Below are 23,202 nucleotides of genomic sequence, written 5' to 3'. Positions count from 1 at the left end.
GCACCGGTCGGTGATCCGCAGCCAGCCGCCGGCGTTGAGGTAGCCGACGTCGCCGGTGCGATACCAGCCATCGCAGAAAGCTTCTCGAGTGGACTCGTCCGGCAGGTAGCCGGCCATCAGTGATGGCGAGCGCGCCTGGATCTCGCCGACTTCTCCGGGGCAAACCGGCTCACCGGTCTGCAGCGACACCACGCGCACGTCTACACCGCACACCGCACGCCCGACGGAATCCAGCCGCGCCCCGTCGAGCGGGTTGCAGGCGATGACCGGCAACTCGGTAGTGCCGTAGGCGGGAACCCAGCCGATGCCGGTGCGCCGGGTGACTGTTTCGGCGACGCTTTGGCTGACCGGCGTGGCACCCCACATGATGAACCGCAGCGACGACAAATCATAGGACTCCAGCCGTGGATGCGAGGCAATCGCGAAAACTATTGGGGCAACCGCCATCTCGACGGTGATGCGGTCAGCCTCGATGTGGCTCAGCATCGTGTCGATATCGAAGCGCCGGTGCAGCCGCATCCAGACCCCGGTCTGCAGCGCGGTGACGATGTTGAGCAGGCCGAGGATATGGGAAGGCGGCGTGGCGATCTGGATGCGGTCGCGCGAAGTCAGCTGCAGCGCGTCGCGCCACTGTCGCACCGCGACGCCCAGCGAAGCGTGAGTGTGCCGCACTGCTTTGGGCAGCCCCGTCGTACCGGAGCTGAACACCAATGCCGCGTCGGCGCCCGGGATCGGTGAGGCACTGGACGCGTCGCCCGGCGGCATCGGCTCGTCGAGGTTCAGCATCGGCATCAACTCCGCCAGCACCGGATGGTCCCCCACCGCATGGGTTGGATTTGTCAGCTCCAGCGCATGCTCGACCTCGTCGCGCTTCCATGCCGGGCTGATCAGCACCACCGTGGCGCCTAACCGCCAGATGGCACGGAGCGCGACGACGAATTCGGGCCGATTGGACGACATCAGCGCAACACGCTGGCCGGCTGTCACGCCGCGCTTAGCTAACGCCGCCGCCAAACCGCCGGCCAATGCATCCAGCTGCGGCAAGCTGAAGTGCCGCTGCTCGAACGCGAGCACCGCCGGCTCGGACACGTTTCGCCCCGTCATCAGGTTGAGAAGATACTATCGCTTTGAGAGAATAGTATTCTCTATACTGAAGAACGCAAGTGCCTCACGAAGCGCTTGGAGGGGGCGATGGCGGAGCTACACGCGTTCCAGCGGGCGACGGTCACCCGGGTAATCAAGGAGACCGCCGACACCCGCAGCTTCGTGCTGGCTGCCCACCAGCAACCGTTCCCCTACCGCGCCGGGCAGTACTGCACGTTTCGTGTACGGGTGGACGGCGAGGAGCTGTATCGGTCGTATTCGATGTCCAGCGCGCCCGAGACCGATTCCGAACTGATGACCACTGTCAAACGGGTCCCTGGCGGCAAGGTGTCCAACTGGCTGGTGGACAACGTGGCTGAAGGCGATGAACTGACCATGACCAGAGCCGCCGGAACCTTCTGCTTGCAACCGACCTCGGCGCCATTGCTGGCCTTCGCGGGCGGCAGCGGCGTCACCCCCATCCTGTCGCTGACCAAAAGTGCGCTGGCCACGACGGACCGCTCCGTACGGGTGCTGTGCGCCGACCGGGATCGCGAATCGGTGATCTTCGACGCGGTGCTGGACGAGTTGGTCGAGCGGTATCCGGGCCGGCTGTCGGTGGTGCGCCATATCGACGCCGAGCAGGGATTGATCGACGCGACCGATATCCGGGATTTCGTGGGCGCGGACGTCGATGCCGACAACTATGTGTGCGGTCCGGAGGGGTTCATGGCCGTCGTGCGCTCTGCGCTGCCCGGACCGGGGCGGGTGTTCGTCGAGGATTTCGACCTCGCGCCGACGATCAAGCCGCAGCCTTCGGAGCCGACGCCGGACGCCGGCGCCGACGGGCAGGGCACGGTGACGATCTTCCTCGAGCGCAAGAAGGCGTCGGTGCCGCGGGTCGCGGGGGAAACGCTGCTGGACAGCGCGCGGCGGGCAGGCCTGGCGCCGCCGTTCAGCTGCGAGCAGGGTAACTGCGGAACGTGCATGGCGCGCCTCATCGAAGGCCATGTGACGATGCGGAACAACGAAGCGCTCACCGAGGACGAGGTGGAAGAGGGCTACATTCTGACGTGCCAGGGCGTACCGGACACGCCGTCGGTCACGGTGCGCTACGAGTAGTGCTGCAGAGAGGCGACGACGATGCCCAAAGGCGTGCTCTATGTCGAGAGTCGGCCCAGCTCGCCGGATCGCGATGCCGAGTACAACACCTGGTATGACGACGTCCACCTGAGCGAGCTGATGGCGCTCGACGGATTTGTCGCGGCGCGGCGGCTGCGCCCGGTCGCCGACGACGGGCCCTATGTCGCGCTCTACGAGATCGAGGGCGATGACCTTCAGGCGATCTTGGACAACATGCTGGCTCACGCGGGCGACTTGCACCTCTCCGACGCCCTGCAGTTGGACCCGCCGCCGACGATGCGGCTACTTGAGGTGACGACCGAGCGTCGGAATCATTAGTCCAGTTCCGGCGGCGGCCGGTAGTCCGGCTGGTAACCCGCAATGCGGACCGGGCTGCCGACTAAACGGAAATCCCCTGCGGTAACGATCATCTCGGTAGTGGCGTGCAGCGCTTCGGGCAGCGTGCGGACGGCAGCGGCGGGTACCCCGAGCGGTCGCAGCCGTGCTTCCCAATTGCTGGCGGTATCTTTGGCCAGGGCTGCGCTGACCACGGCCAGCACCTCGTCGCGGCGGGCCACCCGTTCCACCATGGTTTCAAACCCGTCGATGTTAGCTTCGGCGGCAAACGATTTCCAGAACCCGTCATGGGTCACAAACAGCGCAAGGTACCCATGTGCGGTCGGAAACATCTGGGCTGGAACGTAGTACGAGTGCGCGCCAAACGGTCGGCGTTGCGGCTCGACACCGTCGTTGAGATAGGCCGATGCGTGATAGTTGAGCTGGGAGAGCATCACGTCGCGCAGTGACACGTCCACCTGGCCGCCGCGGCCCGACGTGATTTGCGCCAGCAGTCCAAGTGCAGCAGCCAATCCGGTGGAGTTGTCAGCCGACGAGTAGCCGGGCAGGGTGGGCGGTCCGTCGGGCTCGCCGGTGAGCGCCGCCACGCCGGTGGTCGCCTGGATGACATAGTCGAACGCGGGCTGGTCGCCGCCGTCGAGCCCGAACCCGGTGATCGCCACACAGACGATCCGTTCGTTGAAGCGGCGCAGCGCGTCGTAAGTCAGCCCCAGCCGGCGGATTGCCGATGGTTTCAGATTCACCAGCAGCGCATGAGATTGCGCGACGAGCTCGCCTAACTTGGCCTGGGCCTCTTGCGAATTCAGGTCCAAGCAGATGCTGCTTTTGTTGCGGTTGAGGCTGGCGAAGTAGCTGTCGGAGACCTGACGGGAGATCTCCCCGCCCGGCGGCTCGATTTTGGTGACCTCCGCACCGAGGTCGGCCAGCAGCATCGTGGCATACGGCCCGGCCAGCATGGTGCCGACCTCGAGAATCCGGATACCCGCCAGCGGTGCCGTCATCGCACTTCGGCGCCGAGCGCCGCGATGACTTCCCGGGTACGGCGTTTGGAGGCGACAAGCTCGTCGCGGTTGTTGCCGATCGGCAGCAACCGCACCGACAGATCGGTCACCCCCGCGTCGGCGAAGCGACGGAACCGCGCCAAGATGGCCTCCTCGTCGCCGGCCGCGCAGATGTCACCGACGTCGCGGGCGTCGCCGTACCCCAGCAGCCGCTGATAGTTCGGCGAGACTTCGGCCTCGCCCAGAATCCGGTTGGCCCGCTCGCGGGCAGCATCGACTTCGCTTGGCGCGCAGAGGCATACAGGTATGCCGGCGACGATGCGCGGAGCCGGCCGGCCCGCGTTGTCGGCGGCCTTGGTGATCCGGGGGACCACGTGCTCGGCGCACGCGCGTTCATCGGCCATCCACAACACCGTACCGTCGGCGCGCTCCCCCGCCAGGGTAAGCATCACCGGTCCGAGCGCGGCGACGAGCACCGGCAGCGGCGCCACGGGGGCGAGATCCAGCGGGTTGTGCACGGTGAAGGTCTCGTTCTCGACGTCCACCGGGCCGGGCCCGCGGAAAGCGACGGCCAGCACCTCGAGGTAGTCGCGGGTGAACGCGGCCGGCCGCTCGTAGGGCAGGCCGAGCATGTCGCGAACGATCCAGTGATGCGACGGCCCGACGCCGAGGGCCAGCCTGCCGCCGGCAGCGGCATGCACCGACAGCGCCTGACGCGCCAGGGCAATGGGATGCTGCGCCTGCAACGGCACCACAGCGGTGCCGAGTTCGATGCGCGTTGTTCGGGTCGCCATCAACGCGACCGCCGTCAGCGCGTCGAAGTCGTTAGGCACCTGCGGAATCCACGCGGTGTCCATGCCAGCGTCCTCGGGCCACTCGATGTCGTCAAGCAGTTTGGTGACCTTGCGCGCGGAATCGCCGCGCTCGGCACCGATCATCACTCCGAGGCGCACGATTCCTCCACGCTAGGTTCTGGGACGCCCGTCAGCTTGCGGATCTCCCGCACCAGTACGTCCAGGGGCGTCCCGGTCGGAAAGACCGCCGCCGCACCGACGTCGAGCAGCTTGGGCACGTCGGATTCGGGGATCGTGCCGCCGACGACGACGCCGATGTCGGCGGCATTCGCGGCGCGCAGCGCTTCGATCGTGCGGGCCGTCAGCGCCAAGTGCGCACCAGACAGGATGCTCAAACCCACCAGTGCCACGTCTTCTTGCACCGCGATCGAGGCGATGTCTTCGATGCGCTGCCGGATGCCGGTGTAGATCACCTCGAAGCCCGCGTCACGCAAGGTGCGGGCGACGATCTTGGCGCCGCGGTCGTGACCGTCGAGTCCGGGCTTCGCGACCAGAATCCGTACTGCCATCTAGAACACCACCGGCTGCTGGAACTCGCCCCACACAGCTTTGAGCGCCGACACCATTTCACCGACTGTGCAATAGACGTTGGCACAGTCGACGAGCTTGGGCATGAGATTCTCGGTACCCTCGGCCGCGCGGGACAGCGCTGCGAGGCTGGATTGCGCTGCAGCAGAGTCTCTTTCGGCCCGAACCTTGGACAGCCGCTTGAGCTGAAGATCGCGTCCTTCGGCGTCGAGTTCGTAGGTGGCGATCTCCGGTGGCGGCTCCTCGGCGACAAACCGGTTGACCCCGACGATCGGCCGCTCGCCGGATTCGATTTCCTGATGCATCCGATAGGCTTCGTCGGCGATCAGCCCTTGCAGGTAACCGTCTTCGATCGCCCGCACCATGCCGCCGTGCTGCTCGAGGTCGTGCATGATCTCGATGATGCGGGCCTCGGTGGCATCGGTGAGCGCCTCGACGAAGTAGGAGCCGCCGAGTGGGTCGGCGACCCGGGCCACCCCGCTTTCGTAGGCCAGGATCTGTTGGGTGCGCAAGGCCAGGGTGGTGGACTCCTCAGTGGGCAGGGCGAACGGCTCGTCCCATGCGGCGGTGAACATCGACTGCACCCCGCCGAGCACCGCTGCCATCGCCTCGTAGGCCACCCGCACGATGTTGTTGTGCGCCTGCGGCGCATACAGCGAGGCGCCGCCACAGACGCAGCCGAACCGGAACATCGACGCCTTGTCGGTTTTGGCGCCGTAGCGTTCGCGCACGATCGTGGCCCAACGACGCCGTCCCGCACGGTATTTGGCGATTTCTTCGAAGAAGTCGCCGTGGGTGTAGAAGAAGAACGAGATCTGCGGTGCGAACTGGTCGATGCTCATCCGGCCCCGCTCGACCACGGTGTCGCAGTAGGTGACGCCGTCTGCCAGGGTGAACGCCATCTCCTGCACCGCGTTGGCACCGGCGTCGCGGAAATGCGCCCCGGCCACCGAAATTGCATTGAATTTCGGGACTTCGGCCGCGCAGAACTCGATGGTGTCGGCGATCAACCGCAGCGACGGCTCGGGCGGCCAGATCCAGGTGCCCCGGGAGGCGTACTCCTTGAGGATGTCGTTCTGAATGGTGCCGGTGAGCTTGGCCCGCGGGATGCCTTTCTTCTCGGCGGCGGCGACGTAGAACGCCAGCAGGATCGCCGCGGTGCCGTTGATGGTCATGCTGGTGCTGATCTTGTCCAGCGGGATGCCGTCGAAGAGAATCTCGGCATCAGCCAGGCTGTCGACCGCGACGCCGACCCGGCCGACTTCTTCGACGACCTCGGGATCGTCGGAGTCGAACCCGCACTGGGTGGGCAGGTCGAGTGCCACCGAGAGTCCGGTGCCGCCCTGTTCGAGCAGGTAGCGATACCGGCGATTGGATTCCTCGGCGGTGCCGAACCCCGAGTATTGCCGAAACGTCCACAGCTTGCCGCGGTACCCGGACGCGAAGTTGCCCCGGGTGAACGGGTAGGTCCCCGGGGGCGGCGGTTCGCTGCTACGGTCCTCCGGCCCGTAGGCCGGCGCGAGCGGGATGCCGGCGGAGGTCTGAGCTGCGTTATCCATCGACTGATAACGTACTTGCAAAAAAAGAGAATGCCAATACCGCGCGCTGACCTGCACGAAAAGGCACCCGCGCCGGGGTGCCCGCACCGCCGCAACCGCGGGTTTTCAATCGGCCGCGCCCAGCGCGTCGCGTATGAAACCGCACAACCGGCACAATTTGCACTCGAGGGTTGTACGGAGGTGCATATGGCGGTTCCCCGGCCATCAACAACGGATCTGGCTTCGGCCGCGAGTCACTTCGGCTTCCATCTCGACACCGATGCGTTGGCGGCGTACACCGCGATCACCGGGTACACGCTCACGTCCTACGACGCCGTTGACGAGCTGTACGACAAGCTGGAGCGGCCCCACGTGCCCGAACGCGCCTACCGGTTCCCCGAGCCGGCCGACAATCCGCTCGGCGCCTGGTATGTCACAGCGACGATCAGCTCCGGCGCAGAGGGGCCCCTGTCGGGCCGGACAGTGGCCATCAAGGACAACATCGCCGTCGCAGGTATGCCGATGATGAACGGGTCGGCGACGCTGGAGGGGTTCATCGCCAGCCGCGACGCGACGGTTGTCGAGCGGCTGCTCGACGCGGGGGCGGTCATTGCCGGCAAAAGCGTCTGCGAGGACCTGTGCTGCTCCGGGTCGAGCTTCACCTCGGCGTGCGGTCCAGTACGCAACCCGTGGGACCCCACCCGCGAAGCGGGCGGGTCGTCCAGCGGCAGTGCGGCGCTGGTCGCCGCCGGCGCGGTCGATCTGGCGCTGGGCGCAGACCAGGGCGGCTCGGTTCGGATCCCGGCGTCGCTGTGCGGCGTCGTCGGGCATAAGCCAACCCACGGGCTGGTGCCCTACACCGGCGCTTTCCCGATCGAGCGGACCATCGATCACATCGGCCCGATGACGCGCACCGTCGCCGACGCCGCGCTGTTGCTCACCGTGCTGGCCGGACCGGACGGCCGGGATCCGCGTCAGCGTGACGACGTTCGTGCTGTCGACTACCGGGCCGCGCTGACCGGCGACGTCGCCGGTCTGCGGGTGGGATTGCTCTTGGAGGGCTTCGGCCAGCCGGGCTCGCGCCCGGAGGTGGACGAGCTGGTTCGCTCGGCGGCACAGCGGCTCACCGAAATCGGCTGCAACGTCGACGAGATCAGCGTGCCGTGGCACCGGACGGCGTTTCACCTCTTCACGGTCATCATCACTGACGGTGCCGCCGCTCAGATGCTCGACGGCAACGGTTATGGGGTTGGTGTGGACGGCCTCTACGACCCGGAGCTGATGGCGCACTTCGCACGTCAGCGACTCGCCAAAGCCGACCAGTTTTCTAGCACGATCAAGGCGGCGGTGCTGTGCGGCCACTACGGCGCGACAACGCTCGGCGGGTCCGTATATGCCAAGGCGCGCAATCTGCTGCCCCACGTGCGTGCCGCATATGACGATGCGCTCGATCACTACGACGTGCTGGTGATGCCCACCGTCCCAGACACGGCGGAGACACTTCCCGTCGGCGGCCCGCAAGACCTTGCGCTGCTGGCGAACGCGCACGGCAAGGCGATCAACACCGCACCGATGGATATCACCGGTCACCCGGCGATCTCGGTGCCCGCCGGACTGCTCGACGGCCTACCGGTCGGAATCATGATCATGGGCAAGCGATTCGACGACGCGACGGTGCTCAACGTCGCCCACGCCTTCGAGCAACTGTACGGCGGATTCCCTATGCCCGGCAAAGAATTTCGCCATGCGGGATCGCCAGCCAGCCGTTAGGTGCAGCGGCCCAAGCTCGCCATGCCCCGGCGATTTCGGTCAGCTCGGCCGCCGTGGCCAATCCCGACGCCAGGAGCTGATCGGCAAGCGCCGACTGCAGAATCCGGTCCGCCCACATACCGCCCCACCAATCGCGGTCCTCAGGCGTTGCGAAGCACCAGATTCCGCCACTCGGAACGATCTCGTCGAAGCCGGCGTCCTGTGCCCATGACAGCAGGCGCCGCCCGGCGTCGGGCTCGCCACCGTTTGCCCGAGACGCGAGTTCGTAGAGGTCGCGCCACCGGTCCAAAGCGGGAAGCTGTGGATACCAGATGAACCCCGCATAGTCGGCGTCGCGGGCAGCGACAATGCCGCCGGGCACGCAGACGCGCCGCATTTCGCGCAGCGCCTGCACCGGGTCCGCGACATGCTGCAGCACCTGGTGCGCATGCACGACATCGAAAGTATCGTCGGCGAATTCGAGCGCCTGGGTGTCGGCTATCGCGAAGCAGATGTTCGTGACGTTGCGTTCGTGCGCCTCCCGACGAGTCACATCGAGCGCCTCGGTGGTGAGGTCGACGGCGGTGACCCGACCGGGTGCGACTCGTGCGGCGAGGTCGACGGTGATCGTGCCCGGCCCGCAGCCCACGTCCAGCACCGACATGCCAGAGCGAAGATGCGGCAACAAATAGCCGGCGGAATTCTGCGCCGTGCGTTGACGATGCGAACGCAGCACCGACTCGTGGTGGCCGTGGGTATAACGGTTCACCGCTGAGCTCCTCGCTTTCAGTCGACCGGGACGTCCAGGATGGGACGATCGGCCGCGGCGCCGGGGCCGTCGAAATGCCACCATTCCCCGGAGTACACCGTCAGCCCGCCGGCGGTCATCGCGTCGCGCAGTCGGGCCCGGTTCGCCTGGGCGTCCGCGGTGACGCCGTCGCCGGCGAATGCGTTGGCGCGTGGCGTGAAGTCGTCGAAGTCGGTTCCCATCTCGACCAGGCAGGGCCGGCCACCTTGCTGGCACTGCGCGCGGGCCAGGGTCACGTCGACGGAGCGTCCGGACTCGTGGCTGTGCGCATACTGGCCGGGCCGTGCCACCCACGCCGGGTTGGGTACTAGCTGAAACATCCTGACCTGAACGTCGTGTGGGCGGTAGCAGTCCCAGAAGACCAGGGACTGTCCCTGTCGGCGCAATATGTCGGCGGCCGTCGCGAGGCCCGATGCCATGGATCCGTGAACCAGGCAGCGCGCATCGGCGGGATACAGCGGTGCGCCGGTGAAATTGTTTGGTGTGGCGTAGCGCAAGTCGATGACCGAATCCGGGACGACGCTCCTGACGTCGACAAATCCCGCCGCCTGAGCCTTCGCGCCGACGGGCGGCACATCAGCGTTAGCCCGTGCACCACAACTCATACCGCACATCACAGCGAGGATGGCCACCGGGAACCGGACGAAGCGCACGTCCGCATTGTCCCTAACCCAGCGAAATTCCAGCAATGGAGGCTGACATCACTAGATGTATCATGATGTAATGCGGACGCAGATCACGCTGAACGGCGAGGAGGTCGAACTGCTCGACCGCGCCGCCGAAGCAACTGGCGCGTCCAGGTCAGAGCTGATCCGGCGGGCCATCCGCAGTACGTATGGAAACCGGAGCAAGGAAGCGAGGCTGGCCGCCCTGAAGCGAAGCGCCGGCTCCTGGCGGGGACGTGACTTCACCGGTGCCGACTACGTCGACGCCGTTCGCGGCGACCTCAACGAGCGCCTGAGCAGACTCGGTTTGGCGTGAAGCTGATTGACACCACAATTGCCATCGATCATTTGCGAGGCGAGCCCGCAGCTGTCGATCTGCTCACGACATTGACCGACACCGGTGAGGATTTGGTGGCAAGCGAATTGGTCAGGTTCGAACTCCTGGCGGGCATACGCGATAAGCAAATCAACCGCTTCGAGGAATTCTGCTCCGCGCTGCGTTGGGCCGAAGTGAGCGAGGATGTGTCACGCGTCGGTGGACGACTCGCGCGTCGGTACCGACGAAGCCATAGCGGCATCGGCGCAGTCGATTACCTGATCGCCGCGACCGCGATCGTCATCGAGGCCGACTTGTTGACGACGAATGTGCGCCACTTCCCGATGTTTGCCGGGCTGGAGCCCCCGTACTAACTTCGCGTCCGCCCGGGCAAGTCTCAAAACTGTCGATCACGCGATCAGTCCCGTCCGTGCTGGCGGAGAGCTTGGTGGCCAGGGGCGGGATCGAACCGCCGACCTTCCGCTTTTCAGGCGGACGCTCATACCGACTGAGCTACCTGGCCGGAAGACAGCGTGTGTCTCGCCGTAATGGCGACCCTGACGGGACTCGAACCCGCGACCTCCGCCGTGACAGGGCGGCGCGCTAACCAACTGCGCCACAGGGCCTTGTTGTGTTGTGTGCTCCGCGTCGCCGCGTAGCGGTACCCCCTACGGGATTCGAACCCGCGTTACCGCCTTGAAAGGGCGGCGTCCTAGGCCGTCTAGACGAAGGGGGCCAGAACCGAATCTCTCCGGGGTACTCGCAACGTGGTTTCGTTGGGAGCCACGCCAGCTTAGGTTACCGCCGACCGAATCCTCAAACGAGCCGCATCTGCATACGCAGTATCCTGTGCCTCGCGCCCCTATAGCTCAGTTGGTAGAGCTACGGACTTTTAATCCGCAGGTCCCAGGTTCGAGTCCTGGTGGGGGCACTTTGCGCTTATGACCTGCGCCGACGCCCGGCCTGCCGGCATTGATGTCGGCCCCACTTCTGGGTACTCCCGGGCCATGAAAGGAATGTCACGGCGCGCCTTGGGTCAGTTGTTCGCGGGAGTGAGCGTGATGACTGCCACCGGCGTGGCGGCCGCATGCAGCTCGAAACCCGCGCCGTCACCGTCCACTGCCCCGGCCCCGCCGCCACCGCCTTCCGGACCGGGTGTGGGGTTCGTACTTTCGCACGAGCAATTCAGAACCGCTCAGCTGGTGGATCAAGCGCACGCAGCCGAGGAAGCCGGATTCCGTTATCTGTGGGCGAGCGACCACATCCAGCCCTGGCAGGACAACGAAGGGCATGCGATGTTCCCGTGGATCACGCTCGCATTGGTGGGCCAACGGACTCAACATGTCCCGTTCGGCACCGGCGTCACCTGCCCGATTTGGCGCTTTCACCCCACGACCGTCGCACACGCCTTCGCTTCGCTCGCGATCCTGTTCCCCGAGCGAGTGTTCCTCGGTGTGGGCACCGGCGAGCGGCTCAATGAGCAAGCGGCCACCACCCAGTTCGGCAGCTACCAAGAACGCCACGACCGCTTGATCGAAGCGATCCAACTGATCCGCCAATTGTGGAGCGGCCAGCGAATCTCGTTCCAGGGCCGCTATTTTCAGACCAATCAGCTCAAGGTCTACGACGTGCCGCCGACGCCGCCGCCGATCTTCGTCGCCGCCGGCGGTCCGAAAAGCGCCCAGCTGGCCGGCCAATATGGCGACGGCTGGATCACCCAAGCCGACGGCGTCAAGGACCAGAAGCTGGTTGCGGCGTTCAACCAAGGGGCGCAGGCCTCGCGCCGCGATCCGGCCAAATTGGGTAAGCGCGCCGAGATGTTCGCCGTCGTCGGCGACCAGAACGAGATCAACGGCGCCGCCGAACTATGGCGGTTCACCGGCGGCGCGGTCGACCAGCCCAACCCGGTCGGCATCCAGCAGGCAGCACAGCGCAATCCACTCGACAAGGTGATCAAAGGTTGGACAACCGGAACCGATGCGGCCACCCACATCAAAGCGGTGCAGGCCGTTCTCGATGCCGGCGCGACGCCGTTCATGCACTTTCCCCAGCGCGACCCGGTCGCCGCGATCGACTTCTACCGCAGCAACGTGCTACCGCACCTGCATTGAGCGCTACTGGAGCACGGCGCTCAGATAGGTCACATCGGCGAAGGCAGCGGCGACGTCATCGTCGGGATAGTCGAAGCCGTTGTCGGCATGCATCTGGGCGACGGGCCGGTGGGAGACCTGCCAGCCGCTGCGGCTCAGGTGCTCGACGATGTGGCTGCGCTCGCCGTGGTAGACGAGCTCGTTGAAGTCAACGACACCGAATCCGAGCTCGACCATCCGTTCGTGATGAGCGCGCCACCGCTCGTCGGCGAAAATCGCAGTGTCGGGCACGAATTCCAAAGCCAGCCGACTACCGGGCGCACTCAATGCGGTGATGTGATCGAACAGGGCGTCCTGAGCATCCGACGGCAGATAGACCACCAATCCCTCGGCGCTCCACGCCGCGGCCGCACCGGAATCGAATCCGGCTTCGCGAAGCGCTGCCGGCCAGTCGTCGCGCAAGTCGACAGCCACGGTGCGCCGCTCGGCTTTCGGCTCGGCGCCGAGCTTTTGCAGTGTGGCGGTTTTGAAGTCGATGACCTCCGGCAAGTCCACCTCGTAGAGGACGGTGCCAGCCGGCCATGGCAAACGATAGGCCCGGGCGTCTAGCCCGGCAGCGAGGATCACCACCTGCCGAGCACCATTCGCCACGGCGTCGAGGAAGTACTGGTCGTAAAACCGGGTTCGCACCGCCATGCCGCGCGCCATGCGGTCCGGATCGAAGTCGGAGCCCTCACCGACCGGAATCTCCCCGTTGACCAGCCGGGTGTAGACATCGATGCCGACCGCGCGCACCAGCGGCGCGGCAAACGGGTCGTCGATCAGCCCCCTCTGAGAGGACAGTGCCCGTTGCGCGGCAACCATCGTGGCCGTCGCTCCCACGCTCGTCGCGAGATCCCAGCTATCGCTTTCGGTGCGCACCATCTCGGCCCTCATCCCGACGTCCCAGCAATATAGTTAGGCTATTTACTACCACAGCCGGCGCTGGCCCGGGACAGGCGGACTACTCTCGGCCGCAGCCTGCTCCCGAGGAGCCGTCATGGACTTCGCCCAGCGCACTATCGAGTTGGCTCGCCAGAACGTCGCCGAGGGCGGCCGCCCGTTCGCGACGGTCATCGTCAAGGACGGCGAAATCCTCGCCGAGAGCGCCAACCAGGTGGCCCAGACCCACGACCCCACCGCTCACGCGGAAATCGTCGCGATCCGCCAGGCCTGCACAAAGCTCGGCACCGAACATCTAACCGGCGCCACCATCTACGTGCTGGCCCACCCGTGCCCGATGTGCCTGGGTTCGCTGTACTACTGCTCTCCCGACGAAGTCGTGTTCTTGACCACGCGAGACGGGTACGAGCCGTACTACGTCGACGACCGCAAATACTTTGAGCTCGCCACCTTCTACGACGAATTCGCCAAGGACTGGGACCAGCGGCGGCTGCCAATGCGCTACGAGCCACGGGACGCGGCGGTCGATGTCTACCGATTCTGGTGCCGACGCAATGGCGGTCAGCGCACGGCGCAGTGACGCTCGGGCTTGACGCGCGCGGGTGTCGTTGCGCTATTATCTGCGTATGCATGCAGATAACCAGAATGACCGGTTGCCCGAGGACCAGGTCAGTCTGGTGGTCGAGGTATTCAGGATGTTGGCCGACGCCACGCGCGTGAAGGTGCTGTGGTCGCTGGCCGATCGCGAGATGTCGGTCAACGAGCTCGCCGAGCACGTCGGCAAACCAGCGCCGTCGGTATCCCAGCACTTGGCAAAGCTGCGGATGGCCCGCTTGGTCCGGACCCGCCGGGTCGGAACGACGATCTTCTACAGCCTGGAAAACGACCACGTGCGCCGACTCGTCGTCGACGCCGTCTTCAACGCCGAGCATGCCGGCCCGGGCGTTCCGCGGCACCACCGCGGCGATCCCGGGCTGCAGGTGGTTACCGAAAACTCATGAAGGAGAAGAACACCATGCCCCACCACGAGCACTCACACGAGGCGCCGCATGCGCATGAGCACCAGCACGGGGACGTGACTCACGCCCACGCGCACACCACCCACGAGCACGACCACGTCGAGCACGAGCACGCCCACACCCACGACGACGGAACCGAGCACACCCACCAACACGTGCACCAGTCAGGGCTGGAGGAAGCGCACAACCACGCCCACAGTTGATGCGTCAGACGTCCGGGCAGTAATGCTTCGGGTTGTCGCGCTCGTCGAGAGGCGGCAGGTTACGGGCGGGCGTGTGCACCAGTGGAGTGCCTGCCGGAATCCGGCCGGTGGCCCTGTCCCAACCGGCCCGCGCCCGGGGATGCTTGCGGTACCGCGGCGGCACTAGCGCGAATACCACCCGCACCACGTCGCCGAAGCGCCGGTGCATCCACTCGTCGCGGCGCGACCACGCGTAGCCCATCAGCTCGCGTACCGGCGGATCGTATAGTCCGACGGTCAGCCAAACAAAGAACGGCGCCAAAAGTTTTCGCTGTGTGGCCCACAACCAGTCCGGAAGCCATTGTGCGAACGGAGGTTTGGGCAATTCGCTCAGGTTGAGTACTTCACGGGCCGCCCAATTGTTCTCGAGGACTTCACGACACATGTGGTCCCAATAGGCCTGGAATTCCTCCCAGGTCTTCGGCACCGGCCGCATGCTCATGCCATACATCCGGTACCACTCGACGTGTTCGTCGAACAGCTGTCGCTTTTGTGCGTCGCTGATTCCGCCGCAAAAACGTTCGGCCACAATCAAAGTGCCGACGAAGAAAGTGGCGTGCGCCCAATAGAAAACATCGGGGTTCAGCGCGTGATAGCGGCGGCCCTGGCCGTCGACGCCCTTGATGTCGATGTGGTAGTCACGCACCTCGGCGCCCGTCGTCGGGGCGCGGTCACCGTCGAAAACCACGCCGCCGATCGGGTACAGCGAGCGCAGTAGGCGCGGCCAGCGTTCCCGAAAGAACGTGGAGTGCTCTTCGACCGCGGCTCCCAGTTGCGGGTGCATATTTTGCATGGACCCGGCCCACGGCCCTTGCAGCATGCCGCGCCAATCGCCGAAGTACCTCCAGGTCAGCGACTCGGGACCTAGCGGCTTGGGCGGGGCGTCGTATCCCAGCGTCGACACCGGACAGCCGGCGGCAACCCCGCTTTCGCTGGTCAGCGGCGCCGCCGCAGACGTATGTTGAGTCACTGTGGCAGTTCCTGTCGCGGTCAGCAATTCTGACTACATGCGTTGTCAGTTTCCACCCTAGGAGAGATGTGCCTTCCGGTCAACGACGGGGCCGCTGGTCCGGTGTGCCCCTGGAAGATCGCGAGGCTTTGCGCCGCGACAGGCTCATCGCCGCCGGAGTACAGCTGCTCGGCGACGAAAGCGGGCCGGCGGTAACCGTGCGCGCGGTGTGCCGCCAAGCCGGGTTGACCGAGCGCTACTTCTACGCAAGCTTCGCCGACCGAGACGAATTCGTCCGCGCGGTCTACGACGACGTTTGTACCCGCGCCATGTCGACGCTGATGTCGGCGACCACACCGCGGGAAGCGGTCGAACAGTTCGTCGCGTTGATGGTCGACGATCCGGTGCGCGGCCGGGTGCTGTTGCTGGCACCTGGGGTCGAGCCGGTGCTCATCCGCTCCGGGGCGGAATGGATGCCCAGCTTCATCGAATTGCTGCAGCGCAAGCTAACCCGAATCAGCGATCCGGTGCAGCAAAACATGGTCGCCACCAGCCTGATCGGCGGGCTGACCGCGCTGTTCACCGCCTACCTGGACGGACGGTTGACCGCCACCCGCACGCAATTCATCGACTACTGCGTCGACATGCTCATGAGCAGGGCCACCGCCCACTAGCGGGGGCCGATTTCATAGGGCCGATCTGGGACCGCGGGGACATGCCGTCGCGACCGCCGGCCTAACTTGATGCTACTGGCATACACAGATATATTGACTGAAACCGACAGACACAGATACCCGGGAGGCGCTGTGCCGGATCCTAAGGACCTGAACCTGTTGCGTGAACTCGAGCCGGTCGTCGAAAAGAACCTCAATCGGCATCTGAGCATGCACAAGGAGTGGAATCCGCACGACTACATCCCGTGGTCGGACGGCAAGAACTTCTACGCTCTCGGCGGCCAGGACTGGTCACCAGAGCAGTCCAAGCTTTCCGATGTCGCCCAAGTGGCGATGGTTCAAAACCTCATGACCGAGGACAATTTGCCGTCGTATCACCGCGAGATCGCGATGAGCATGGGCATGGACGGCGCCTGGGGCCAGTGGGTCAACCGCTGGACCGCCGAGGAGAACCGGCACGGCATCGCGCTGCGCGACTACCTGGTGGTGACCCGGGCGGTCGACCCGGTCGAGTTGGAGTTGCTGCGCATCGAGGTGGTCAATCGGGGCTTCAGCCCGGGCCAGAACCACCAGGGCGACCTGTTCTGCGAGAACATCTTCGACTCAATTCTCTACGTCACGTTCCAGGAGTTGGCCACCCGCATCTCGCACCGCAACACCGGCAAGGCCTGTGACGATCCGATCGCTGACCAGCTGCTGGCCAGAGTCTCGGCCGACGAGAACCTGCACATGATCTTCTACCGTGACCTCAGCGAAGCCGGCATGGAGCTCGAGCCGAACAAGGCGATGAAATCGTTGCACCGGGTTTTGCGTAACTTCAAGATGCCCGGGTTCACGGTGCCGGAGTTTCGGCGCAAGGCCGTGATGATCGCGGTCGGCGGCGTCTACGATCCACGCATCCACCTCGACCATGTCGTGATGCCGGTGTTGAAGAAATGGCGCATCTTCGAGCGCGAAGATTTCACCGGTGAGGCCGCCGAGTTGCGTGACGACCTGGCCGTGCTGATGAAAGAACTCGAGGTGGCCTGCGAGAAGTTCGAGGTTTCCAAGCAGCGTCAACTCGAGCGGGAAGCTCGCACGGGCAAGAAGGTCACCGCCCTCGAGCTGCATAAAACCGCAGGCAAGCTGGCGATGAGCCGGCGGTAGCCGGCGTTGCGGATCGGTCCGATCACCCTCGCCAGCCCGGTGGTGCTGGCCCCGATGGCGGGTGTGACCAACGTCGCGTTCCGGACCCTGTGCCGAGAGCTGGAGCAATCCAAGGTGGGCACGGTCAGCGGCCTCTATGTCTGCGAGATGGCGACCGCACGCGCGCTCGTCGAGCGCCAGCCGGCGACCATGCACATGGTGACCTTCGCCCCCGACGAGTCACCCCGGTCGCTGCAGCTCTACACCGTCGACCCGGTCACCACGTTCCAGGCCGTGAAGATGATCGCCGAGGAGGATCTGGCCGACCACGTCGACATGAACTTCGGCTGCCCGGTGCCCAAGGTCACCCGACGCGGCGGCGGGGCGGCGCTGCCGTATAAGCGGCGGCTGTTCGGCCAGATCGTGGCCGCGGCTGTGCGCGCCACCGAGGGCACCCGCATACCGGTGACGGTCAAGTTCCGCATCGGTATCGACGACGAGCACCACACCCACCTGGACGCCGGGCGCATCGCCGAGACCGAAGGCGCCGCCGCGGTCGCCCTGCATGCCCGTACCGCGGCGCAGCGCTACTCCGGCGCTGCGGATTGGGAGCAGATTGCGCGGCTCAAGGAGCAGGTACGCACGATCCCGGTGCTCGATAACGGGGACATCTTCGAGGCCAGCGACGCGCTGACCATGATGGCGGCCACCGGGTGCGACGGCGTGGTCATCGGGCGCGGCTGCCTGGGCCGGCCATGGCTGTTCGCCGAGCTGTCCGCCGCCTTCACCGGCCGTCCTGCCCCTACCCCACCCACGCTTGGCGAGGTCGCCGACATCATCCGCCGGCACGCCAAGCTGCTGGCCGCCCACTTCGGCGAAGACAAGGGCATGCGGGATCTGCGCAAACACATCGCCTGGTATCTGCACGGCTTTCCCGCCGGCTCGGAGTTGCGGCAGGCGTTGGCGCTGGTCAAGACGTTTGAGGAGCTCGATGACCTGCTGGGCCGGCTCGACCCCGACGTACCGTTCCCGGCGACTGCGACCGGCCCGCGAGGTCGGCAAGGATCGCCAGCGCGGGTGGCGCTGCCCGACGGCTGGCTCACCGATCGCGAGGACTGCACGGTGCCCGAGGGTGCGGACATCATGCATTCGGGTGGTTGAATCGGGACAACCTTGGCATCGCGCGAGCGCCGATGTCTCAGTACGATATGGACCTTGGTGTATCGCGCTTCGGCGGCGGATCGTTCGGGCGCCGGTGCACGACTGCGACAAACACAGCGCGACCTTACGAAATGGCGCGTGGCTTTGCAGTGCTGTGTCCGTCAGCGCTGCCTAAATGCGCGCGCACCAACTGGGCATCTCACCAGAGTTCGGAGGCCGGTAGGACATGAGTGACGGCGACGATGGCGCCACTCCTGACCGTCCGCGGAATTCGGGTGCCGATGAGGCAAGCGTTACCCGGGTAGGTCCGTCACCGCTGGGCGCCGCGCCGTGGGAGCGCTTCTCGGGCCCGTCACGCAACGCTGTCGGCGTCCGTCCGTTGACCGGTACGCGGCAATGGTCAGCCGCACCGCCGGCAGAGCCGAGCCGAGACCACGCCGCGGAACCCGAGCCGACCGGATGCCACACCGACGGCGCCCTGACGGTCGCCGAGCTGATCGCCAAGCTCGGCGGCCAATCCGCCGAAAAGCCCCGGCATCATCACGCCGTCCCAGAGGATGAACCGCCCGACGCAATCGCCGAATGGCCTGGTGAACCGGATTCCGTGCACGGCCTTTTGGCGGGATACGCCGATGAGCTTCCTGACTACCAGCCGGTCGGCAACCAGCACATCGGCGTCGCCGCAGAAACCGCCGCCGAACAAACCACCGTCCTGCCGAAAGCGTCGGATAGGGTGCCGCCGCCCACCGGGATCCACACGACCACCACAGAGGAACCGACTCCGACGCCGAAACCTAACCGCCGCCCGATGTTGCTGGCGGCGCGATCGGTCGCGGCGTTAATGGCCCTGCTGGCGCTCGTCCTCACCGGCGGGGCCTGGCAATGGAGCACGTCGAAAAACAACCGCCTCAACAACGTCAGCGCCCTCGACCCACATTCGCGCGACATCCTCGACCCCGGCGGCCAATACGGTGACGAAAACTTCCTGATCGTCGGCGTCGACTCCCGCGCTGGGGCGAACAGCCAGATGGGCGCCGGCGACACTGAAGACGCCGGCGGCGCCCGATCCGACACCGTGATGCTGGTCAACATTCCGGCGAGCCGCAAACGCGTGGTCGCAGTGTCGTTCCCGCGGGACTTAGCGATCACCCCCGTCCAATGCGAGGCGTGGAACCCCGACACCGGCGCCTACGGTCCCCTCTACGACGACAAGACGGGAACGTACGGGCCCAAGTACGTGTACACCGAGACCAAGCTGAACTCGGCGTATGCGTTCGGCGGCCCGAAATGCCTGGTCAAAGTCATCCAGAAGTTGTCCGGTCTTTCCATCAACCGGTTCATCGCCATCGACTTCGTCGGCTTCGCCAACATGGTCGATGCGCTAGGCGGGGTGGAAGTTTGCAGCACGACGCCGCTCAAGGACGAGGAACTCGGCACAGTGCTCGCCCAGGCGGGACGGCAAGTCATCGACGGAAAAACAGCGCTGAACTATGTCCGCGCCCGCAAGGTCACCACCGAGGACAACGGCGACTACGGGCGCATCAAGCGCCAGCAGCGCTTCGTGTCTTCGCTGCTGCGTTCGCTGATCTCCAGAGACACTTTCCTGTCGCTGTCCAAGCTCAACAACGTGGTCAACATGTTCATCAGCGACAGCTACGTCGACAACGTCAAAACCAAGGACCTAGTCGACCTTGGCCAGTCGGTGCAGGGCCTGACCGCGGGGCACATCACGTTCGTGACCGTGCCGACGACCGGCGAAACCGACGAGGACGGCAACGAGCCGCCACGCACCTCCGACGTGCGCGCGTTGTTCGACGCCATCATCAACGACGATCCGCTGCCCAAAGAGAACGACCAGAACGCGACGTCGACGCCGACCACCAAGTCGACGACCAGCAAAGCGCCACAACCCAGCCCGGCCACCGAGGCCCGCGCCGAGCGGGTCCAGGCTGTGACCACCGCACCGCAAGAGATCACCGTTCAGGTGTCGAACTCGACCGGAAAGAGCGGGCTGGCCGCCACCGCCACCACCCAACTGAAACATCACGGCTTCAAGGTGATGACGCCAGACGACTACCCGAGCTCGCTGAAAGGCACCACGGTGTTCTTCTCACCGGGCAACGAGCAGGCGGCCGCGACGGTGGCATCGACGTTCCCGAATTCGAAGGTCGAGCGGATGACCGGAATCGGGCAAGTCGTACAGGTGGTGCTCGGCCCTGACTTCCGGGCGGTCTCAACTCCGCCGCCCAGCGGCTCGTCGGTCAGTGTCCAAATCGACCGCGGCACCAACGGCACACCGACCAAGCTGCCCGACGACTTGAGCGTCACCAACGCCGCCGATACCAGCTGCAAGTAAGCACAGGAAGATTCGCGGAGACCGATCCGCGCTCGGGCATTCACCGCCAATTCATGTCGTCCTTGCGGCCCATCGCAGTGTTGAGCACGTACGCTTGACCCATGCGCACCGCGTACCATGCCCAACTTTCACGGTTATCGGACCGGCTCGGCGAGATGTGCGAGCTGGCCGGGGCTGCCATGGAACGCGCAACACAGGCGCTGCTGCAAGCCGATCTGGTGCTGGCCGAACAAGTGATTTCCGACCACGAAAAGATCGCGGCGCTCAGCGCACAGGCCGAGGAAAGCGCTTTCGTGCTGCTGGCGTTACAGGCGCCGGTCGCCGGTGATTTGAGGGCGATCGTCAGCGCCATCCAGATGGTCGCCGACATCGACCGGATGGGCGCACTGGCGCTGCACGTCGCCAAGATCGCTCGCCGGCGTCATCCCCAACACGCGCTGCCTGAAGAGGTCAACGGATATTTCGCTGAAATGGGCAGGCTCGCATGCGAATTGGCCAACAGCGCCCAGGAGGTGCTGTTGTCTCGCGATCCGGAAAAGGCCGCCCGCATCCGCGAAGAAGACGACGCGATGGACGATCTGCACCGGCACCTGTTCACGGTGCTGATGGATCGCGATTGGAAGTACGGCGTGGCCGCCGCTGTCGACGTAACGCTGTTGGGCCGGTTCTACGAACGCTTCGCAGACCATGCGGTCGAGGTTGCGCGTCGCGTTATCTTCCAGGCCACCGGCGAAATTCCCGACGCCAAGTTCTCCGACGACGACGCGGTGCCTTCCTCCGGTTAGCCGAAGCGGCCGGAGATGTAGTCCTCGGTCGCCTTCTGGGTGGGGTTGGAGAAGATTCTCTCGGTGTCGTCGATCTCCACCAGCCGGCCCGGCTTTCCGACGGATTCGAGGTTGAAGAACGCGGTTTGATCGCTGACCCGCGCAGCCTGCTGCATGTTGTGGGTGACGATGACGATGGTGTAGTCCTGCTTCAATTCCGCGATCAGCTCTTCGATCGCCATCGTCGAGATCGGGTCCAGCGACGAGCACGGCTCGTCCATCAGCAATACATCGGGCTGCACGGCGATGGCCCGCGCGATGCACAGCCGTTGCTGCTGACCTCCGGACAACCCGCCGCCGGGCTTGTCCAACCGGTCCTTGACCTCGTCCCACAGGTTCGCGCCGCGCAGCGAGTATTCGGCGGTCTCGTCGAGCACCTTGCGGTTGCGAACACCTTGAAGCTTCAGCCCGGCCACCACGTTGTCGCGAATTGACATGGTGGGGAAGGGATTTGGGCGCTGGAACACCATGCCGATGGCGCGGCGCACACCGACGGGATCGATGCCAGGCGCATAGATATCGTCGTCGTCGAGCAGCACCGTGCCCTCGACCCGCGCGCCGGGGATGACCTCGTGCATCCGGTTCAGCGTGCGCAACACTGTCGTCTTGCCGCAGCCCGACGGCCCGATGAACGCCGTGACGCTGCGCGGCAGGATCGATAACGACACGTCGGCGACCGCATGGAACGACCCGTAGTAGATGTTGACCTCTTTGAGGTCCAACCGCTTGGCCACCGAAACTCCTATAACTTCTCAGGCGCAAACATTTTCGCGACCACTCTGGCCCCGACATTGATGGCCGCGATGAGCAGGATCAGAGTCAACGCGGCGCCCCACAGCCGATCGGTGGGCACCGGGTTGGCGCCCGCGCCCGCCGATGTCTGGTCATACATCATGCCGGGCAGCGATCCCATGAACCCCGTGAACATGTTGAAGTTCATGGCCTGCGAGTAGCCCACGAGGATCAGCAATGGGGCCGTCTCACCCATCACCCTAGCCAACGCCAGCATGATGCCGGTGACGATGCCGGAAAGCCCCGCCGGAATCACAATCCGCACAATGGTTTTCCACTTCGGCACCCCAAGCGCGTAGCTAGCTTCACGCAAATCCACTGGAACGATCCGCAACATCTCCTCTGTCGCCCGCACGATCACCGGGATCATCAGCAGCACCAACGCCAACGACACCGCGAACCCGGAGCGCGGAAAGCCGAACGTGGCCACGAATAGCGCATAGATGAACAATGCCGCCACGATCGAAGGCACCCCGGTCAGGATGTCCACCATGAAAGTGGTCAGCTTGCCCAGCCTGGTGCCGCCCGCGTATTCGACCAGATAGACCGCGAGAAAGATGCCGATCGGGATGGAGATGAACGCGCAGACCAGTCCCTGCAGCACGGTGCCGACGATTGCGTGATAGGCGCCACCGCCGGTGACGAACGCCGTCATACCGGCTTGCGAATGCGTCCACCACACACTGGACGTGATGGCCTGGAATCCCTTGATCAGCACCGAGCACAGCAGCCACAGCAACGGCACCAGAGCGACCGTCACCGACAGCGTCACCAACACGGTGGCGAGGTTGTCTGCGACCCGCCGACGCAAACTGACACCTGCGAACGTGCGCGCCTTGACCGGCCGGTCCAGTATCGAGGTCATCGGCGCCCGTTTCCGGCGACGGCGGCCCGCGCCAGCGCGTTGACCACGAACGTCAGCAAGAAAAGCACCAGCCCTGCGGCGATGTAGGCACCTGCTTTGAACTGGTCGTTGAACTCCGAAGCGGTGGCCGCGATTTTCGTGG

25 protein-coding genes, 4 tRNA genes and 1 pseudogene are annotated in these 23,202 nt (G+C 65.3%); 15 read left to right on the top strand and 15 right to left on the bottom strand.

Going from position 1 to position 23,202, the window contains the following annotated elements; genetic code table 11:
* Positions 1-1,089: class I adenylate-forming enzyme family protein (locus VFA16_RS08705; RefSeq protein WP_324967424.1), on the bottom strand; the 1,089-nt coding region annotated here is incomplete at its 3' end.
* Between the two features lie 102 nt (positions 1,090-1,191).
* On the opposite strand from VFA16_RS08705, the gene VFA16_RS08700 reads away from it, so the two are divergent.
* Both VFA16_RS08700 and VFA16_RS08695 read left to right on the top strand, forming a co-directional pair.
* Entirely contained in the window at positions 1,192-2,205 is a 1,014-nt protein-coding gene (locus tag VFA16_RS08700) for a ferredoxin--NADP reductase (RefSeq protein WP_324967420.1), read from the top strand.
* Positions 2,206-2,226: 21 nt separating this feature from the next.
* Positions 2,227-2,544 carry a hypothetical protein gene (locus tag VFA16_RS08695; protein WP_324967419.1) on the top strand — a complete coding sequence of 106 codons (318 nt, stop codon included), beginning with the start codon at positions 2,227-2,229 and terminating at the stop codon, positions 2,542-2,544.
* Here VFA16_RS08695 and VFA16_RS08690 read toward each other — a convergent pair.
* Genes VFA16_RS08690 through VFA16_RS08675 form a run of 4 tightly spaced genes read right to left on the bottom strand, consistent with a single transcriptional unit; the run spans position 2,541 to position 6,504 of the window.
* Positions 2,541-3,563 (bottom strand): CoA transferase, encoded by a 1,023-nt coding sequence (locus VFA16_RS08690; protein WP_324967418.1) that lies wholly within the window; start codon positions 3,561-3,563, stop codon positions 2,541-2,543. The genes VFA16_RS08695 and VFA16_RS08690 overlap by 4 nt on opposite strands.
* On the bottom strand, positions 3,560-4,516 hold the full coding sequence (locus VFA16_RS08685) for an LLM class F420-dependent oxidoreductase (protein WP_324967417.1): 957 nt from the start codon (positions 4,514-4,516) through the stop codon (positions 3,560-3,562). Before VFA16_RS08685 ends, VFA16_RS08690 begins: the two co-directional genes overlap by 4 nt.
* Complete coding sequence (locus VFA16_RS08680) at positions 4,501-4,926, bottom strand: cobalamin B12-binding domain-containing protein (RefSeq protein ID WP_324967416.1); 426 nt, start codon at positions 4,924-4,926, stop codon at positions 4,501-4,503. The genes VFA16_RS08685 and VFA16_RS08680 overlap by 16 nt, the downstream gene beginning before the upstream one ends.
* On the bottom strand, positions 4,927-6,504 hold the full coding sequence (locus VFA16_RS08675) for a methylmalonyl-CoA mutase family protein (protein WP_324967415.1): 1,578 nt from the start codon (positions 6,502-6,504) through the stop codon (positions 4,927-4,929). It lies immediately after the preceding gene.
* A gap of 186 nt (positions 6,505-6,690) precedes the next feature.
* Between VFA16_RS08675 and VFA16_RS08670 the strand changes: the two genes are divergently transcribed.
* Entirely contained in the window at positions 6,691-8,253 is a 1,563-nt protein-coding gene (locus VFA16_RS08670; RefSeq protein ID WP_324967414.1) for an amidase, read from the top strand.
* Here VFA16_RS08670 and VFA16_RS08665 read toward each other — a convergent pair.
* Both VFA16_RS08665 and VFA16_RS08660 read right to left on the bottom strand, forming a co-directional pair.
* Positions 8,204-9,001, bottom strand: a complete 798-nt coding sequence (locus VFA16_RS08665; RefSeq protein WP_324967413.1) for a class I SAM-dependent methyltransferase — start codon at positions 8,999-9,001, stop codon at positions 8,204-8,206. The two genes, VFA16_RS08670 and VFA16_RS08665, sit on opposite strands and share 50 nt — an antisense overlap.
* Before the next feature lie 17 nt (positions 9,002-9,018).
* Positions 9,019-9,654 (bottom strand): M15 family metallopeptidase, encoded by a 636-nt coding sequence (locus VFA16_RS08660; protein ID WP_324967423.1) that lies wholly within the window; start codon positions 9,652-9,654, stop codon positions 9,019-9,021.
* Between the two features lie 109 nt (positions 9,655-9,763).
* On the opposite strand from VFA16_RS08660, the gene VFA16_RS08655 reads away from it, so the two are divergent.
* Positions 9,764-10,021, top strand: coding sequence for a CopG family transcriptional regulator (locus VFA16_RS08655; RefSeq protein WP_324967412.1), 258 nt, complete (start codon positions 9,764-9,766; stop codon positions 10,019-10,021).
* On the top strand, positions 10,018-10,395 hold the full coding sequence (locus VFA16_RS08650) for a type II toxin-antitoxin system VapC family toxin (protein WP_324967411.1): 378 nt from the start codon (positions 10,018-10,020) through the stop codon (positions 10,393-10,395). The genes VFA16_RS08655 and VFA16_RS08650 overlap by 4 nt, the downstream gene beginning before the upstream one ends.
* Before the next feature lie 72 nt (positions 10,396-10,467).
* On the opposite strand, the gene VFA16_RS08645 is transcribed toward VFA16_RS08650, so the two are convergent.
* The 3 genes from VFA16_RS08645 to VFA16_RS08635 all read right to left on the bottom strand — a co-directional run bounded on the left by VFA16_RS08645 (position 10,468) and on the right by VFA16_RS08635 (position 10,757).
* Positions 10,468-10,544: transfer RNA gene (locus VFA16_RS08645), tRNA-Phe, on the bottom strand.
* A 26-nt stretch (positions 10,545-10,570) separates the two neighbouring features.
* Positions 10,571-10,647 (bottom strand) — tRNA-Asp (locus VFA16_RS08640).
* A 36-nt stretch (positions 10,648-10,683) separates the two neighbouring features.
* Positions 10,684-10,757 (bottom strand) — tRNA-Glu (locus tag VFA16_RS08635).
* 122 nt (positions 10,758-10,879) lie between these two features.
* On the opposite strand from VFA16_RS08635, the gene VFA16_RS08630 reads away from it, so the two are divergent.
* Both VFA16_RS08630 and VFA16_RS08625 read left to right on the top strand, forming a co-directional pair.
* Positions 10,880-10,952: transfer RNA gene (locus tag VFA16_RS08630), tRNA-Lys, on the top strand.
* A 76-nt stretch (positions 10,953-11,028) separates the two neighbouring features.
* The gene (locus tag VFA16_RS08625) at positions 11,029-12,132 is read left to right on the top strand and encodes a F420-dependent hydroxymycolic acid dehydrogenase (protein ID WP_324967410.1); all 1,104 of its coding nucleotides are present in this window, start codon (positions 11,029-11,031) and stop codon (positions 12,130-12,132) included.
* A 3-nt stretch (positions 12,133-12,135) separates the two neighbouring features.
* Here the strand turns inward: VFA16_RS08625 and VFA16_RS08620 are convergent, their stop codons facing one another.
* The gene (locus VFA16_RS08620; RefSeq protein WP_324967422.1) at positions 12,136-13,035 is read right to left on the bottom strand and encodes a class I SAM-dependent methyltransferase; all 900 of its coding nucleotides are present in this window, start codon (positions 13,033-13,035) and stop codon (positions 12,136-12,138) included.
* Positions 13,036-13,150: 115 nt separating this feature from the next.
* Between VFA16_RS08620 and VFA16_RS08615 the strand changes: the two genes are divergently transcribed.
* Genes VFA16_RS08615 through VFA16_RS08605 form a run of 3 tightly spaced genes read left to right on the top strand, consistent with a single transcriptional unit; the run spans position 13,151 to position 14,275 of the window.
* Positions 13,151-13,633 (top strand): nucleoside deaminase, encoded by a 483-nt coding sequence (locus VFA16_RS08615; RefSeq protein ID WP_324967409.1) that lies wholly within the window; start codon positions 13,151-13,153, stop codon positions 13,631-13,633.
* A gap of 46 nt (positions 13,634-13,679) precedes the next feature.
* Positions 13,680-14,054, top strand: coding sequence for a metalloregulator ArsR/SmtB family transcription factor (locus tag VFA16_RS08610; RefSeq protein ID WP_324967408.1), 375 nt, complete (start codon positions 13,680-13,682; stop codon positions 14,052-14,054).
* A complete protein-coding gene (locus VFA16_RS08605; RefSeq protein WP_414687671.1) occupies positions 14,051-14,275 on the top strand; it encodes a zinc transporter Slc39a7 in 225 nt (74 codons plus the stop codon). The genes VFA16_RS08610 and VFA16_RS08605 overlap by 4 nt, the downstream gene beginning before the upstream one ends.
* Positions 14,276-14,279: 4 nt before the next feature.
* Here VFA16_RS08605 and VFA16_RS08600 read toward each other — a convergent pair whose 3' ends face one another.
* Positions 14,280-15,284 (bottom strand): oxygenase MpaB family protein, encoded by a 1,005-nt coding sequence (locus VFA16_RS08600; RefSeq protein WP_324967407.1) that lies wholly within the window; start codon positions 15,282-15,284, stop codon positions 14,280-14,282.
* A 68-nt stretch (positions 15,285-15,352) separates the two neighbouring features.
* Here VFA16_RS08600 and VFA16_RS08595 point away from each other — a divergent pair, with 68 nt between their 5' ends.
* From VFA16_RS08595 to phoU, 5 genes are all read left to right on the top strand, one after another.
* Positions 15,353-15,937: a TetR/AcrR family transcriptional regulator gene (locus tag VFA16_RS08595; protein ID WP_324967406.1), complete on the top strand. Its 585-nt coding sequence runs from the start codon at positions 15,353-15,355 to the stop codon at positions 15,935-15,937.
* A gap of 132 nt (positions 15,938-16,069) precedes the next feature.
* Positions 16,070-17,083 (top strand): acyl-ACP desaturase, encoded by a 1,014-nt coding sequence (locus tag VFA16_RS08590; protein WP_324967405.1) that lies wholly within the window; start codon positions 16,070-16,072, stop codon positions 17,081-17,083.
* 6 nt (positions 17,084-17,089) lie between these two features.
* Positions 17,090-18,223: a tRNA dihydrouridine synthase DusB gene (gene dusB / locus VFA16_RS08585; protein ID WP_324967404.1), complete on the top strand. Its 1,134-nt coding sequence runs from the start codon at positions 17,090-17,092 to the stop codon at positions 18,221-18,223.
* Positions 18,224-18,449: 226 nt separating this feature from the next.
* Positions 18,450-20,579, top strand: a complete 2,130-nt coding sequence (locus tag VFA16_RS08580) for an LCP family protein (RefSeq protein ID WP_324967403.1) — start codon at positions 18,450-18,452, stop codon at positions 20,577-20,579.
* 101 nt (positions 20,580-20,680) lie between these two features.
* Positions 20,681-21,364, top strand: coding sequence for a phosphate signaling complex protein PhoU (gene phoU / locus VFA16_RS08575; protein WP_324967402.1), 684 nt, complete (start codon positions 20,681-20,683; stop codon positions 21,362-21,364).
* Here the strand turns inward: phoU and pstB are convergent.
* From pstB to VFA16_RS08560, 3 genes and pseudogenes are all read right to left on the bottom strand, one after another.
* Entirely contained in the window at positions 21,361-22,137 is a 777-nt protein-coding gene (pstB, locus tag VFA16_RS08570; protein WP_324967401.1) for a phosphate ABC transporter ATP-binding protein PstB, read from the bottom strand. The genes phoU and pstB overlap by 4 nt on opposite strands.
* Before the next feature lie 8 nt (positions 22,138-22,145).
* Positions 22,146-23,060: a phosphate ABC transporter permease PstA gene (pstA, locus tag VFA16_RS08565; RefSeq protein ID WP_324967400.1), complete on the bottom strand. Its 915-nt coding sequence runs from the start codon at positions 23,058-23,060 to the stop codon at positions 22,146-22,148.
* A pseudogene (locus tag VFA16_RS08560) lies at positions 23,057-23,202 on the bottom strand (phosphate ABC transporter permease subunit PstC); the annotation flags it as partial. The pseudogene VFA16_RS08560 and the gene pstA, both read right to left, overlap by 4 nt.

Origin of the sequence: Mycobacterium sp. (assembly GCF_035653355.1) — a bacterium.
Classification (GTDB): Bacteria; Actinomycetota; Actinomycetes; order Mycobacteriales; family Mycobacteriaceae; genus Mycobacterium.
Note: the sequence above shows the minus strand (reverse complement) of the source record. Positions and strands in the feature narration are given on the sequence as shown.